Annotated in this window: 15 protein-coding genes; 9 read left to right on the top strand and 6 right to left on the bottom strand. The window is 62.6% G+C overall.

The annotated features are described in order from the left end of the window. Positions 1-151 precede the first annotated feature (151 nt). The 3 genes from carB (at position 152) to OO12_RS23520 (ending at position 4,680) form a co-directional block, all read left to right on the top strand. A complete protein-coding gene (carB, locus tag OO12_RS23530) occupies positions 152-3,487 on the top strand; it encodes a carbamoyl-phosphate synthase large subunit (protein ID WP_034161201.1) in 3,336 nt (1,111 codons plus the stop codon). A gap of 81 nt (positions 3,488-3,568) precedes the next feature. Continuing rightward, positions 3,569-4,045: a transcription elongation factor GreA gene (gene greA / locus OO12_RS23525; protein WP_034161200.1), complete on the top strand. Its 477-nt coding sequence runs from the start codon at positions 3,569-3,571 to the stop codon at positions 4,043-4,045. A gap of 53 nt (positions 4,046-4,098) precedes the next feature. Beyond that, positions 4,099-4,680: a rhomboid family intramembrane serine protease gene (locus OO12_RS23520; RefSeq protein WP_034161199.1), complete on the top strand. Its 582-nt coding sequence runs from the start codon at positions 4,099-4,101 to the stop codon at positions 4,678-4,680. Positions 4,681-4,841: 161 nt separating this feature from the next. Here OO12_RS23520 and OO12_RS23515 read toward each other — a convergent pair whose 3' ends face one another. The 5 genes from OO12_RS23515 to OO12_RS23495 all read right to left on the bottom strand — a co-directional run bounded on the left by OO12_RS23515 (position 4,842) and on the right by OO12_RS23495 (position 6,995). After that, positions 4,842-5,072, bottom strand: coding sequence for a DUF4170 domain-containing protein (locus OO12_RS23515; RefSeq protein ID WP_034161198.1), 231 nt, complete (start codon positions 5,070-5,072; stop codon positions 4,842-4,844). 65 nt (positions 5,073-5,137) lie between these two features. Then, complete coding sequence (locus OO12_RS23510; protein ID WP_034161197.1) at positions 5,138-5,578, bottom strand: hypothetical protein; 441 nt, start codon at positions 5,576-5,578, stop codon at positions 5,138-5,140. Further along, positions 5,575-5,958, bottom strand: a complete 384-nt coding sequence (locus OO12_RS27230) for a DUF3618 domain-containing protein (protein WP_052216229.1) — start codon at positions 5,956-5,958, stop codon at positions 5,575-5,577. The genes OO12_RS23510 and OO12_RS27230 overlap by 4 nt, the downstream gene beginning before the upstream one ends. Next, positions 5,955-6,308, bottom strand: a complete 354-nt coding sequence (locus tag OO12_RS23500) for a phage holin family protein (RefSeq protein WP_034161196.1) — start codon at positions 6,306-6,308, stop codon at positions 5,955-5,957. The genes OO12_RS27230 and OO12_RS23500 overlap by 4 nt, the downstream gene beginning before the upstream one ends. A 54-nt stretch (positions 6,309-6,362) precedes the next feature. Then, on the bottom strand, positions 6,363-6,995 hold the full coding sequence (locus OO12_RS23495) for a hypothetical protein (RefSeq protein ID WP_235364988.1): 633 nt from the start codon (positions 6,993-6,995) through the stop codon (positions 6,363-6,365). A 158-nt stretch (positions 6,996-7,153) separates the two neighbouring features. Between OO12_RS23495 and eno the strand changes: the two genes are divergently transcribed. Then, a complete protein-coding gene (gene eno, locus OO12_RS23490; RefSeq protein WP_034161195.1) occupies positions 7,154-8,431 on the top strand; it encodes a phosphopyruvate hydratase in 1,278 nt (425 codons plus the stop codon). Positions 8,432-8,551: 120 nt separating this feature from the next. Next, the gene (locus OO12_RS23485; protein ID WP_235364987.1) at positions 8,552-8,797 is read left to right on the top strand and encodes an FtsB family cell division protein; all 246 of its coding nucleotides are present in this window, start codon (positions 8,552-8,554) and stop codon (positions 8,795-8,797) included. Between the two features lie 318 nt (positions 8,798-9,115). Here OO12_RS23485 and OO12_RS23480 read toward each other — a convergent pair whose 3' ends face one another. Continuing rightward, a complete protein-coding gene (locus tag OO12_RS23480) occupies positions 9,116-10,105 on the bottom strand; it encodes a hypothetical protein (protein ID WP_200887553.1) in 990 nt (329 codons plus the stop codon). On the opposite strand from OO12_RS23480, the gene OO12_RS23475 reads away from it, so the two are divergent. The 4 genes from OO12_RS23475 to OO12_RS23460 all read left to right on the top strand — a co-directional run bounded on the left by OO12_RS23475 (position 9,996) and on the right by OO12_RS23460 (position 14,234). Beyond that, positions 9,996-11,729: a DUF885 domain-containing protein gene (locus OO12_RS23475; RefSeq protein ID WP_034161192.1), complete on the top strand. Its 1,734-nt coding sequence runs from the start codon at positions 9,996-9,998 to the stop codon at positions 11,727-11,729. The two genes, OO12_RS23480 and OO12_RS23475, sit on opposite strands and share 110 nt — an antisense overlap. A gap of 178 nt (positions 11,730-11,907) precedes the next feature. Then, positions 11,908-12,696 (top strand): DeoR/GlpR family DNA-binding transcription regulator, encoded by a 789-nt coding sequence (locus OO12_RS23470; protein WP_034161191.1) that lies wholly within the window; start codon positions 11,908-11,910, stop codon positions 12,694-12,696. Continuing rightward, positions 12,689-13,849: an MFS transporter gene (locus OO12_RS23465; protein ID WP_052216228.1), complete on the top strand. Its 1,161-nt coding sequence runs from the start codon at positions 12,689-12,691 to the stop codon at positions 13,847-13,849. Before OO12_RS23470 ends, OO12_RS23465 begins: the two co-directional genes overlap by 8 nt. Before the next feature lie 4 nt (positions 13,850-13,853). Then, positions 13,854-14,234 (top strand): VOC family protein, encoded by a 381-nt coding sequence (locus OO12_RS23460; RefSeq protein ID WP_034161190.1) that lies wholly within the window; start codon positions 13,854-13,856, stop codon positions 14,232-14,234. Positions 14,235-14,238: the final 4 nt, after the last annotated feature.

Below are 14,238 nucleotides of genomic sequence, written 5' to 3'. Positions count from 1 at the left end.
AGGGATATGTTACATACCGGTGTAACATATCTCCTGCCGACGGTGCCCTCCGACGAGGCGACGGCATGATTCAGCTTGCGGTACTTCACGGCCATGCCGGAACATTCAATGACGTCGCCTTGCGGCGCAAAGCGAAGAAACAGACGCGATAATGCCAAAACGCACCGACATCTCCTCCATCCTCGTCATTGGCGCCGGCCCGATCGTGATCGGCCAGGCCTGCGAGTTCGATTATTCCGGCACGCAGGCGATCAAGGCGCTGCGCGAGGAGGGCTATCGCATCATCCTGGTCAATTCGAACCCGGCGACGATCATGACTGATCCGGAACTGGCCGATGCGACTTATGTCGAGCCGATCACGCCGGAGATCGTCGCCAAGATCATCGCCAAGGAACGCCCCGACGCGGTGCTGCCGACAATGGGTGGGCAGACCGCGCTCAACACCGCGCTGGCATTGTTCAATGACGGCACGCTGGAAAAATATGGCGTGCAGATGATCGGCGCTGATGCCGAGGCGATCGACAAGGCCGAGGACCGGCAGAAATTCCGCGAGGCGATGGACCGCATCGGCCTGGAAAGCGCGCGCTCGGCGATCGCGCATACGCTCGACGAGGCGCTGGCCGGGCTTGAACGGACTGGCCTGCCGGCGATCATCCGCCCCAGCTTCACCATGGGCGGGTCGGGCGGCGGCATCGCCTATAATCGCGAGGAATTCGAGGAGATCGTCCGCAAAGGCCTTGATGCCTCACCGACCACCGAGGTGCTGATCGAGGAATCGCTCCTCGGCTGGAAAGAATATGAGATGGAGGTCGTGCGCGACCGCCATGACAATTGCATCATCATCTGTTCGATCGAGAATATCGATCCGATGGGCGTCCATACCGGCGATTCCATCACGGTCGCGCCGGCGCTGACGCTGACCGACAAAGAATATCAGATCATGCGCAACGCGAGCATCGCGTGCCTGCGCGAGATCGGCGTCGAGACCGGCGGCTCGAACGTGCAGTTCGCGGTCAACCCGAAGGACGGGCGGCTGATCGTGATCGAGATGAACCCGCGCGTGTCGCGCTCCTCCGCGCTCGCCTCCAAGGCGACCGGCTTCCCGATCGCCAAGGTCGCGGCCAAGCTGGCGGTCGGTTACACGCTCGACGAGATCATGAACGACATCACCGGCGCGACCCCGGCCTCGTTCGAGCCGACGATCGATTATGTCGTGACCAAGATCCCGCGCTTCGCGTTCGAAAAGTTCAAGGGCGCCGAGCCGATCCTGTCGACCGCGATGAAGTCGGTCGGCGAAGTGATGGCGATTGGCCGCAACATCCATGAATCGATGCAGAAGGCATTGCGTGGCCTGGAGACGGGCCTCAGCGGCTTCAACATGGTCGAGGCGCTGCAAGGCGCGCCACGCGCCGATATCGAGGCCGCACTGGCCCGCGCCACGCCCGACCGGCTGCTCGTGGCGGCACAGGCGCTGCGCGAAGGCTTCAGCGTCGCCGAAATCCATGCCATCGCCAAATATGATCCCTGGTTCCTGGAACGCATTGCCGAGATCATCGCCGCCGAGGAGCAGGTCTGCTCGAACGGCTTGCCGCGCGATGCGGCTGGCTTGCGCAAGCTCAAGTCGATGGGCTTCAGCGACAAGCGCCTGGCCTATCTCGCGCTTAAATCGGCCAATCTGCGTGGCGGCAGCGAACGCGGCATCGCGCGCGGCTCGGGCCTGATCCACGAAGCGGTCAAGGCGATGACCGGCGGCGTGACCGAGGATGAGGTGCGCGCACTGCGCCACAAGCTGGGTGTGCGCCCGGTGTTCAAGCGCATCGACACCTGCGCCGCCGAGTTCGATGCCAAAACGCCCTATATGTATTCGTCCTATGAAGCGCCGAGCTTCGGCGAGCCCGAATGCGAAAGTCAGCCGAGCGACCGCAAAAAGGTCGTCATTCTTGGCGGCGGTCCGAACCGGATCGGGCAGGGGATCGAGTTCGATTATTGCTGCTGCCATGCCTGCTTCGCGCTGGAAGAGGCGGGCTATGAGACCATCATGGTCAACTGCAACCCGGAAACCGTCTCGACCGATTACGACACATCGGACCGGCTCTATTTCGAGCCGCTGACCGCTGAGGATGTGCTCGAAATTCTCCATGTCGAGCAGCAAAAGGGCACGCTGGTCGGCGTGATCGTCCAGTTCGGCGGCCAGACCCCGCTCAACCTGGCGCATGCGCTCGAACAGGCCGGTATCCCGATCCTCGGCACCAGCCCCGATGCGATCGACCTGGCCGAGGATCGCGAGCGTTTCTCCGCCCTGGTCACCAAGCTTGGCCTGCGCCAGCCCGCCAATGGCATCGCGCGCAGCCGTGACGAGGCGATCGCGGTCGCCGAGCGCATCGGCTATCCGGTGCTGATGCGGCCGTCTTACGTGCTCGGTGGTCGCGCGATGGAGATCGTCGATTCGCCGATCCAGCTCGACGACTATATCCAGACCGCGGTGCAGGTGTCGGGCGATTCGCCGGTGCTGATCGATCAATATCTGCGCGACGCGGTCGAGGTCGATGTCGATGCGATCTGCGACGGCACTGACGTGACGGTGGCCGGCATACTCCAGCATATCGAGGAAGCCGGGGTCCATTCGGGCGACAGCGCTTGCTCGATTCCGCCCTACAGCCTGTCCGAAGCGGTGATTGCCGAGATTGAGCGCCAGACCATTGCGCTGGCGCACGCGCTGTCGGTCGTCGGGTTGATGAACATCCAGTTCGCGGTCAAGAATGAGCTGGTCTACCTGATCGAAGTCAATCCGCGCGCCAGCCGCACCGTGCCGTTCGTCGCCAAGGCGATCGGAGCGCCGGTCGCCAAGATCGCTGCGCGGGTCATGGCGGGCGAGAAGCTTGCCGACTTGCCCAGGATCGATCGTCACATCGATTATTACGCGGTCAAGGAAGCCGTGTTCCCGTTCAATCGCTTTCCGGGGGTCGATCCAGTCCTCTCACCGGAAATGAAGTCTACCGGCGAAGTCATGGGGATTGATACCAGTTTCGCGATTGCTTTCGCCAAGGCGGAACTCGGTGCAGGCACGGTGTTGCCCAAGTCGGGCACCGTGTTCATCAGCGTCAAGCCGAGCGACAAGCCAGTCATTCTGCCTGCCGCGACGTTGCTCGTCGGGCAGGGTTTCCGGATCATCGCCACCGATGGCACCGCCGCCTTCCTCGAAGCGAACGGCGTGGCGGTCGAGCGGATCAACAAGGTGGCGCAGGGCCGGCCGCATATCGTCGACCGGATGAAGGATGGCGCGATCGACCTGGTGTTCAACACCACCGAGGGCTGGCAATCGCTCAAGGATTCGCAGCCGATCCGTGCTGCGGCGCTGGTGCAGAAGATTCCGCACTTCACCACGGCCCCTGCCAGTGTCGAGGCGGCACAGGCGATTGTGGCTCTTGCGACGCACGACCTTGAAGTACGGCCTTTGCAATCCTATTATTCGCACTCGCACAACTAATTCCCCACATGAGAGAAACGTGCGGGCGGGCCCAACCGGGTCGGCCAACGGGGGAATTTTTGAAGACGAAGGACTAGAGGGATGGCGACCGTCGAGAAGATGCCGATGCTGCAAGAGGGCTATGAGAAGCTCAATGCGGACCTGAAACGGCTTAAAGCGGAACGCCCCCAGATCGTGGACGCGATCGAGGAAGCGCGCGCGCATGGCGACCTTTCCGAAAACGCCGAATATCATGCCGCCAAGGAGCGGCAGGGCCAGATCGAAGCGTCGATCAGCGATATCGAGGACAAATTGTCCCGGGCGCAGGTCATCGATCCGAAGGAATTGTCGGGTGACAAGGTCGTGTTCGGCGCGACCGTGACTTTGCTCGACGAGGACGAAAAGCCGGTGAAATACCAGATCGTCGGTCAGACCGAGGCTGATGCCAAGGGCGGCCGCATCTCGTATAATTCGCCGCTCGGCCGCGGCCTGATCGGTCGCAAGGTCGATGAAGAGGTCGAAGTGACCGTGCCGTCGGGCGACCGCTGGTATGTCGTGTCGAAGATCGAATTCATCTGAACGGGATCGATCTTCCGCGCGGACGCTTCACTGATGCGCTGGTTGCGTTTTCGGTGTTCGTGTTGCTGTTGGCGCTCGCTGTGGTCGGTCTGGCCGCGGCGTCGGTCCAGTTCGGCTTCATTCCGCAGGATTTTCTTGCCAGCGGCTGGCGCGACGACCCTGTTCGTTCGTGGTTGTCGCCGCTTGCCTCGGTGTTCCTGGCGCGCGATTTCATCTCCGCGACCTTCAACCTGATCTTCCTGCTGATCGCGGGGCGCTTTGTCGAAAAGGCGCTGCGGCCGGTCGGGTTGGGCATCATCTTCGTTGCCGGCGCTTATGCCGGCGCGCTCGCGCGTCTTGTGCTGACGCCCGGCTCGATCTTGCCCAGCGCCGGGCTCGAACCCTCGGTCTTTGCCATCATCGGCGCGTATTTCATGCTTTACGGCGTGCCGAACGCCATTCCGATCGGCCATGGCAAGAGCCGCTGGATACAGATTGCGATGCTGGCCGGCGTCTGGCTTGCTATCCAGGTCGCCTTTTCGATTGTCGCGCAGAGCTTCGAACTGTCCGTCTCGATCATCGAGCCGCTCGGCGGTCTTGCCGCTGGTGTCGCCCTGGCCCGGCCGCTGCTCAAATGGCAATATCGCCGGGCTTGAAAATTGTCGCGGCGCGATGACGGACCGGGGAGATTACTCCCTCCGTTCGTTTCGAGCGAAGTCGAGAAACGGGCGACAAGCGCTGCGCGAAGTTTCTCGACTTCGCTCGAAACGAACGGAGAGTGGTGAATTGATCCCGATTTTGTTTCGGGAAAAAGCCGTTACGCCGCCGGCGGCGCCATCAGGTCGGGCTCGAGCAGCCGGTGCAGATGCACCACGACATATTTCATCTCGGCATCGTCGACGGTGCGCTGCGCCGCCGAACGCCACGCCTTTTCGGCGCTCATATAATCGGGAAAAACCCCCACGACCTCGATCGAGTCGAGATCGTTGAAGTCGAGCGTGCGCGGGTCGCTGACGCGGCCGCCGAAGACAAGGTGAAGTTTGCTCATGATATGCGTTTCCAGGGAGAGGAGTCGCGCATGTCCTTAGAGCGGCCTTCCCGGCTATTGAAGGGCTATTCCTTCGCTTTCGCCGTCTCGGCCGCTGCGGCGCCCGCCGTCGCCAGGGCCTTCACCACGCCGCCGAGCAGTTTGCCGACCTGATCCTGCGCGGTTGCCCTGTTCAACCCAAGCGAATCCAGTTCCGCCTTGCCGGCATCGCGCGCCGCCTTTGCCGCGGCGCCGGCGGTATCGGTGATGCGCTTGCCAACCGGCGCGAGCAATTTGCCCTCGCGCTCGCCGCGCGGGACCAACGCGCCAACCACCGCGCCCAGCGCGATGCCGCCCGCCAGCAGCGCCAGCGGATTGGCTTCCAGGCTGTCGGCGGTCGAGCGAGCGGTCTTCAGCGCGCTCTTGCGGCCCTTCTCGATCGCCTTGGCGGCCTTGTCATAGGTCTTTTCGATCTTGCTGCGCTTGGCGGCAGGACGATTGGCGGAATTGGGGTTCGCATCGGTCATGTCTTTGTCCTCTTGCCACGGGTGGGGGCCCGTTCATTGGTCAAACTCGTTGGCGGGGCAGGGGTTGCATCCTCGCTCGTCTCGCCCGTGTCGGAAAATTCGCTGATCAGCTTCGATAGCGGTTTGCGTGCCAGGAAGATGCCGACCGCAGTCGCCGCACCCGCCAGCGTCAGCGGATGGCGTTTCGCTGTCTCCAGGCCCTCACGTACCACTTCCTGCCCGGCTTCCTTCAACTCCTGGATCGCCTCGCGCGCCAGCGCCTTGGGGTTGAGGCGTGCTTGCAGTTCGACCAGCGTGCCGGCGAGCCGCTGGCGCGCTTCCGCCGATCGCATCCTGGCAAAGGCAAGGTCCGGTTCGTCGGTTTCGGTGTTCGCGCTCATTCCGCGTGATCCTTGATCGCGGTGACCTTGCGGATCTTGTCGATCGCGATCTTGACCAGCACTGCGGCAACGGCAAGCCCCGACCCGATGACGATGACGATCGCCCAGGCCGGTCCGATCGCGCGCGCCAGGATCAATACCAGCCCGACGAACAACGCGATGAAAGCGCTTTGCGCCAGCAGGAAAGCGGTCACGCCGAGCAGGATCGCGGTCTTGGCGTCACCGATCCGCTCGAACAATTGCGCACGGTACAGTCGGATTTCGGCTCGGACGAAGCGTTCAGCGTCGTCGATCAACCGCGAGAACAGCCCTGAGATGCTGTTCTCGTCGGGCGACGGTTGCTCGTCCATGCTACCCCCGAAACCCGGAATGTCCGGAATTATGCCCCAGAACTATGCCCAGAACTATGCTTTGTCGTCGGTGCGATCCGCCGCGTCGAGACCCGATTTGATCAGCCGGACGAGCACGAAACCGATCGCCGCTGCCGTGCCGATGGCGATCGCCGGGCTCTTCTTCACGAAGCCGCGCGCATCGGCGATCAGATCGTCGATTTCCTTCGATTTCAGCGAATCGGAGAAGCCGGACACCGCTTCAGCCGCGGTCCGGGCATATTGGCCATATTGCGCACCGATCTTCTCATCGACCGTGCCGGCGGCGTCGTTGATCATCTTCGACAATTCGTCGAGTGCGCCGCCGGCGCGCGCCTTGCCTTCCTCGGCATAGCTGCGCGCCTTGGTGCCGGCGTCCTTGGTGAATTTCGCCGCGCCGTCCTTCAGTGCCTGCGCCGAAATCGGGTTAGCGTCGTTTGCCGCCTTGCCAGCGGTTTTCGAACTGGCGGTTTTCGAGCTGGGGGTTTTCGGATTTTCGATGGTGCTGGGGTCCACGGTCGGGCCTTTCAGGGGTTTGGCGGGCTTGGGCTTGGGGCTCGGCTTGGCCGTGACGGCGCCGTTCAGTGCTTTCGCCCTGGGCGTCGCGGTGGTGGCTGCCTTCTTGACCGGCTTGGCCGGCTTCGGAGCTTTGGGAGCGTCTTCGGCCATGTGAACCCTTTCTCGAATACTCGTATCGATCAACCGGCCAGACTGGCATCCGGTTCCATCGACCCGCTGTGAATTGCCGCCTGCGCCGTTAGCCGATAGAGGCTCGGCCCGCATCCACCGCAACCCAGGCGCCCGCCCACGATTAGAAGGATCGTTCCGTGACCGCAATCATCGACATTCATGCCCGTCAGATCATCGACAGCCGGGGCAATCCCACGGTCGAGGTGGATGTGATGCTGGAAGACGGCAGCTTCGGCCGCGCGGCGGTCCCCTCGGGCGCGTCGACCGGCGCACATGAAGCGGTCGAGAAGCGCGATGGTGACAAGAGCCGCTGGCTCGGCAAGGGTGTTCAGGCAGCGGTCGATGCGGTCAATTCGGAAATCGCATCGGTCGTGCTCGGCATCGACGCTGAGGACCAGGCCGATGTCGATCGCGCGATGATCGAGTTGGACGGCACGCCGAACAAGGCGCGGCTCGGCGCGAATGCGATCCTCGGCGTCAGCCTGGCGACAGCCAAGGCGGCCGCCGATGCGCGCGGCCTGCCGCTCTACCGCTATGTTGGCGGGGTTGCGGCGCATGTCCTGCCGGTGCCGATGATGAATATCATCAATGGTGGCGAACATGCTGATAACCCGATCGATTTTCAGGAGTTCATGATCGTGCCAGTGGGCGCGGATTCGCTGTTCGAAGCGGTGCGCTGTGGTTCGGAGATTTTCCACACGCTGAAAAAAGGCCTGCACGACAAGGGCCTCGCCACCTCGGTCGGCGACGAGGGTGGTTTCGCGCCTAACATCGCCAGCACCAGCGACGCGCTCGATTTCATCATGAAGTCGATCGAACAGGCCGGCTACACCCCGGGTGACGACGTGATGATCGCGCTCGATTGCGCGGCGACCGAATTCTTCAAGAACGGCAAATACGACATCTCGGGCGAGAACCGGATCCTCTCGAGCCACGAGATGGCGGAGTATCTCGCCGATCTGACCCGCCGCTACCCGATCTTTTCGATCGAGGACGGTATGGCCGAGGATGATTTCGAGGGCTGGAAGGCACTCACCGACCTGGTCGGCAAGAAGGTCCAACTGGTCGGCGACGACCTCTTCGTGACCAATCCCAAGCGCCTGAAGCAAGGCATCGCCGATGGCCTGGCCAACTCGCTGCTGGTCAAGGTCAATCAGATCGGCACGCTGACCGAGACGCTGGAGGCAGTGTCGATGGCCAATCGCGCCGGCTATACCGCCGTCATGTCACACCGCTCGGGCGAGACCGAGGATTCCACCATCGCCGATCTCGCGGTCGCGACCAATTGCGGTCAGATCAAGACCGGCAGCCTCGCGCGCTCGGACCGGTTGGCCAAGTACAACCAGCTGATCCGCATCGAGGAAGAGCTGGGCGACGCCGGCCGTTATGCCGGTCGTGGCGTACTGCGCGGGTAGGATGGTAAATTAAAGCTTGATCCCCGAGTCGTGCTGGTTAAGAATCACGCAATGACAAAGCGTTCTCCCTTACGCCTCATGCTCCGCCGGGCCATTGGCCCGGCGGTTCTATTGATCGTGATGGCGGTATTCGGGACCTACGCTGTACTTGGCCCCAATGGGGCGCGTGCCTATGGCGACATCAAGCGCCAACTGACCAAGCGCGATGTCGAACTCACCGCGCTGAAACAGAAGCGTGCGGAATGGCAGAACCGCGTCAAACTGCTGGACCCGAACAAGGCCGACCCCGACATGGTCGATGAGCTGGTGCGCAAGAAACTTAACGTCGCGCACCCCGACGATGTCATCCTGCCGATGCAGCCTTAGAGCCAATCGACAGCCGGTCGAACGACGGCGGCTGAGACATTCTCTCGGCTTAGTATTTGATAAATAATGACATTGTTGAATCGTCTCGTCGAGGTGCCGGCCTGAGACGGGCGGGAGATATGTTACATTACCGGTGTAACATATCTCCCGCCGCTCGTTTCCTCAGCCCGATCGTCCCGCGGCCGGCGCCGGTAGCGATTCAACCATCATACAGGACCGGGCATGCCGTCGCTTGCCGGACTGGTACCGGCGCGCTCTTTCTCAGTGTCGGAAACAGGATAGCCATGGCGCCCGCCAGCGCACCTGCATTTCAACGTTTCAGCTTTTTGCAGGACAAAATTTGTCGAAATATGCCTTGAGTGACTCACCGCCCGCCGGCAGGTCAGTTTTCATCGATCCCGATTTGCCGTCCACCGTCGTCAGCGTCAAAGCGAGGTTCTTTCCGGCGACAAGGGCGTCACGGAACGCTTCGGCGCTCGCGGCGTCAACATTAAAGGTGCTTCTCGAGAATTGCACTGCCTTGAAGGGCTTGCCGTCGATGTCGATCACCATGGCCCCGCGATCCTTGCTGTTCGAATCATAGGCGACATCGAAGGGCAGGCCGACCGATGCCGCCCATTTCGCATTGCTCGGGCCGCCCCAGCCCGCCGGGCATTGCAGCGTGATGCGCGTGTTGCGGAACGCCATCGGCCCTTCATTTGCCAGGGCCGCCAGGGTCAGATTGGCGGTCCCCTGAAAACTGTCGCTGCCGCCCGGGCTGGGTGCCGTGATCTGCCAGCGCTTGCCGGCGAGAATGTCCATCCGGCCAGAGAGCGCCTCGACCTTCGCGACATCGCTGGAATCCTTGAACCCTAAAGCCCCGTAACAAGCGAGCTTCTGCTTGTCGTCGGCGATCGCGACACATTCGGCCAGTCGCCAGCCTTGCGCCGATAGCGTGCTGGCGGCGCTGTCGAATGCGGCCGGAATGGGTTGTGCGTTGCCCACCTTGCCATTCGAACCGCCTGGCGAACTGCCACAGCCGCTTAGTCCGGCGGCTGCTGTGATCATAATCGCCAAGCCATGTTTGCGAGCCATCAGAAACCTCCCCAATTCGTTGGAGCGGGTTGAACGAGCATCGCTTGCGCCGGTTCCCGCGGGACTGGCGCGCTCGATCCCAACCTGCCAGCATCGCTCGCAACGACGACTCGAGAGGATGTCTATGCGGATGAAGTTGCTGGCGGGGATTGCGATCCTCGCGCTTGCTGCATGCGCGCCGTCGACCACGACGGTGAGCAATACGACCATGGAATTGGCGCTGCCGACCGCCAATTGGGCGGGCTTCCGCGACGCCTTTATCGAGGGCTGGTTCAAGATCGATCCAGCCAATGCGGTCTATCAGGGGCGGCATGATTTCGACGGCGGTCTCGGCGACTGGAGTGCCGCTGGCTTGAAGCGGCAGGGCGATTTCCTGCGCGATGCGATCCTCAAGGCGCGCGCTTTCGATACCGCGAAGCTGAGCAAACAGGACGCGTTCGAGCGCGATTATCTGATCGGCGTGGCCGAAGGGAAATTATTCTGGCTCGAGGATGCCGATCAGCCACACACCAATCCCGCCTGGTATGTCGGGGGCGGACTCGACCCCAATGTCTATATCGCGCGCAATTATGCCGATGCGCCGACGCGGATGAAGGCGATGATCGCGTTCCTGCAAAAGGTCCCGGCGGCGGCGGCCAACATCCGCGCCAATCTGAAAACGCCGATGCCGCTCAGTTATATCAATTACGGCGTCGCCGGCTTTAACGGCTTTGCCGATTACTACACTGGCGATGCCAAAAAGGCCTTTGCCGGCGTGAAGGATGCCGCACTGCAGAAGCAGTTCGATGAGGCCGCCGGCCCCGCAGCGAAGTCGATGAAGGATCTCGGCAGTTGGCTGGACGGTCAGAAGGCAACCGCGACGCAGGATTTCGCGCTTGGCGCGGACAAATTCTCGCGCATGATCAAGATGACCGAAGGTGTCGATGTGCCGCTCGACGAACTGGAAGCAGCGGGCAAGGCCGACCTGAAGCGCAATCAGGATGCGCTGAATGCCGCTTGCGCCAAGTTCGCGCCGGGCGCGACGATCCCGGTGTGCATGGCGAAGATGAACGCCAACAAGCCCGAAGGTGGGCCGGTCGCGGAGGCGCGCAAGCAGATCCCGTTGCTGAAGGCGTTCGTGATCGCCAAGGATATCGTTTCGATCCCCGACAATGAGCAGGCGCTGGTCGAGGAAAGTCCGCCCTATAACCGGCAGAATTCCGCCTATATCGATCCGCCGGGACCGTTCGAGAAAGGCATCCCGTCAATCTATTATATCTCGCCGCCTGATCCTTCGTGGAGCAAGGCGGAGCAGGACGGCTTCATCCCGGGCAAGATGGATCTGCTGTTCACGTCGGTGCATGAAGTCATGCCGGGGCACTTTCTGCAGTTCCGTCATGCCAATGCCTCACCCTCGCTCTTCGGGCGGCTGTTCGTCGGCTATGCCTTTGCCGAGGGCTGGGCGCATTATTCCGAGGAAATGATGTGGGATGCCGGGCTGAATGACGGCGATCCGGAAACGCATATCGGCCAGCTGTCGAATGCGCTGCTGCGCAATTGCCGCTATCTCTCCGCGATCGGCCTGCACGCGCGCGGGATGACGCAGGAACAGTCGCGGAAGATGTTCGTCGATGAATGCTATCAGGACGAGGGTAGCGCTAAACAACAATCGGCACGTGGCACCTATGATCCGGCCTATCTCAACTACACCATGGGCAAGTTACTGATCCGCAAGTTGCGCGACGATTGGGTCGCGACGCGTGGTGGGCGCAAGGCATGGAAATCCTTCCATGACGAGTTCCTGAAATATGGTGGCCCGCCGATCCCGCTGGTGCGCCAGGTGATGATGGGAGAGCCGACGGCAAAAGCGGTGTTCTGAGCGAGCCGTCGGAGCAAGTGCATGACGGCGGCCGCTCTGCGGCACAGTGCCGGCTGGGTACGCCCCACACCGCCGCGGAAATGGAACGCCTCTAAGCGAGGTTCGCACTTTCGCGCCAGTAACGGGCAATTTCGTGTGGGTGATAGCTAAACTCGTTTGTGCGTGTTAATGCACGTTTATGCATGATTCGACAGCAACACTGCCGCTGGGCAGACGACAAGCGATCGCAGATCGGTTGATGAGAGGCGAGGCCGTCAACGCCACAGCCTTATCGAACGAGTTCGAGATTTCGGAAGACGCGATCCGGCGCGACCTTCGGGCACTGGCGGCGGAAGGTGTATGCCGGCGCGTCTATGGCGGTGCGCTGCCGATATCGCCGGCGTCCGCACCGATGCGGGTGCGCCAGGTCGAACAGGGCGATCGAAAGGCTGCACTGGCGCGCACCGGAGTCGATCTGATCGGTGCTTCCCGAACATTGTTCCTCGATACCGGCAGTACAATCCTGTCATTGGCAGGATTTTTGCCGCGCGATCTTGGCCTAACTGTTGTGACGAACTCGATCGCCGTGGCGGCGGTGCTGGCGGACCGAACCGATCTCGACCTGGTAATGATCGGCGGCGCGGTCGACCCGATCACCGGCGGTTGTGTCAGCGCACGCGCGCTTGGCGAGCTCCAGCGCTACCGGATCGATTTATGCTTCCTCGGCGCCTGCGCGCTTTCGGTCGATGACGGCCTGGCCGGGTTCGAGATGGCCGATGTCGATTTCAAACGCGCTTTGATCGAGGTCAGCGAGCAGACGATCCTGATGATGCTCAATCCGAAGCTCGAAACTACCGCCCCGCATCGCATCGGTCGTATCGATGCGATTGATCACCTGATCCTGGAAGCCGATGCTCCCACTCAGCTTTTCGATCGCTTGCAAGGCGTGGGGCCGTCAATTCACCGCGCGGAGACGGCGCATGACTGACACGCTCACGCGATCCGAGGCATCGCCTCGGTTGGCGGATTGTGCCGATACGCGCCTCGCGACGCGTTTGTCTTTCCTGGTCGCTGGTCTCACCATGGCGTGCTGGGCACCGCTGGTGCCGTTCGCAAAGGCGCGCGTGGCGGTCGATGACGGGGCGCTCGGCCTGCTGCTGCTCTGTATCGGCATTGGATCGATCGTCGCCATGCCGATAACCGCGGCGCTGGCCGCGCGCTGGGGCAGCAAGCCGATGATCCTGGGTGGCGGTCTGGGCCTTGTGCTGCTGCTGCCGACGCTGGCCGTCGCGGACAGCTTTGCGCTGCTTGCCCTCGCGCTGCTCGGTTTCGGCGCCGCTCTCGGAACGATCGACGTCGCCGTGAACGTCCACGCGGTCGAGGTGGAGCGCGCGGCCGGCCGGCCATTGATGTCGGGTTTCCACGCCATGTTCAGCATTGGCGGTTTCGCCGGTGCCGGCGGGATGACGCTGCTGCTTGCAAACGGCGTCGCACCACTGATCGCTACCTTGGCGGGCAGCGCGCTGGCGCTTCTCGCGCTTGCCTTTGCGGCGCCGCGCTTGTTGCAGGCGAAGGGCGATCCGACACCGTTCGTGACGCCCCGTGGCATCGTGCTCCTTCTGGCGTTGCTCGCGGCCGCGACCTTCCTCGTCGAAGGGGCGATCCTCGACTGGAGCGCGCTGCTGATCAGCGGCGCGGGTCTGGTCGAGGTGGCGCAGGGAGGTCTCGGTTATATGATCTTCGCGATCGCCATGACGATCGGGCGGTTGACCGGTGATCGCATCGTGGCGGCTCTGGGCAATGGCCGGGTGTTGTTCTGGGGCGGCCTCCTCACCGTGGCGGGCCTTTCCCTGCTCCTGATCGCGCCGATTGCGTGGGTTGCCATGGCCGGCTTCCTCCTGATCGGGCTGGGCGCATCGAACATCGTGCCGGTGCTGTTCAGTCTTGCCGGGCGGCAGACCGCCATGCCGGCAGCACTTGCCGTCGCCGCGCTGACCACCACCGGCTATGCCGGAATCCTGGCGGGCCCGGCCGGCATCGGCTTCCTTTCAAATCATATCGGCCTGCATGCCGCTTTCTGGTTGCTGGCGGTGCTGATGCTCCTCGTCCCGCTGGCCGCGCGCCGCGCCACCAGAGGTTGATCCGGTGAAGATCGCTCATGTCGCATTGTGGACGGCCGACCTCGATGGGAATGCCGATTTCTGGCGCGACCATTTCGATGCGGTAATCGGCGCACGCTATGAAAGCCGCCGGCAGCCGGGCTTCACATCGCGCATGGCCAGTTTACCCAGCGGGATCGTCATCGAATTAATGGCAGCGCCCTGGATCATCAGCGACGATCCCTCGCCTCGATCGGGATGGGCGCATATCGCGCTGTCGCTGGGCAGTGCGGACGCCGTGGATGCCGCCGCCGTGCGCTTCAACGGTGCCGGGTTGCTGGTCTCGGCGCCGCGCATGACGGGCGATGGTTTTTACGAAGCCGTCGTCCGGGCAGGCGACGGGACATTGGTCGAACTGACGGCCTGAGCGG

It is taken from the genome of Sphingomonas sp. ERG5 (genome assembly GCF_000803065.1).
Classification (GTDB): Bacteria; Pseudomonadota; Alphaproteobacteria; order Sphingomonadales; family Sphingomonadaceae; genus Sphingomonas.
Note: the sequence above shows the minus strand (reverse complement) of the source record. Positions and strands in the feature narration are given on the sequence as shown.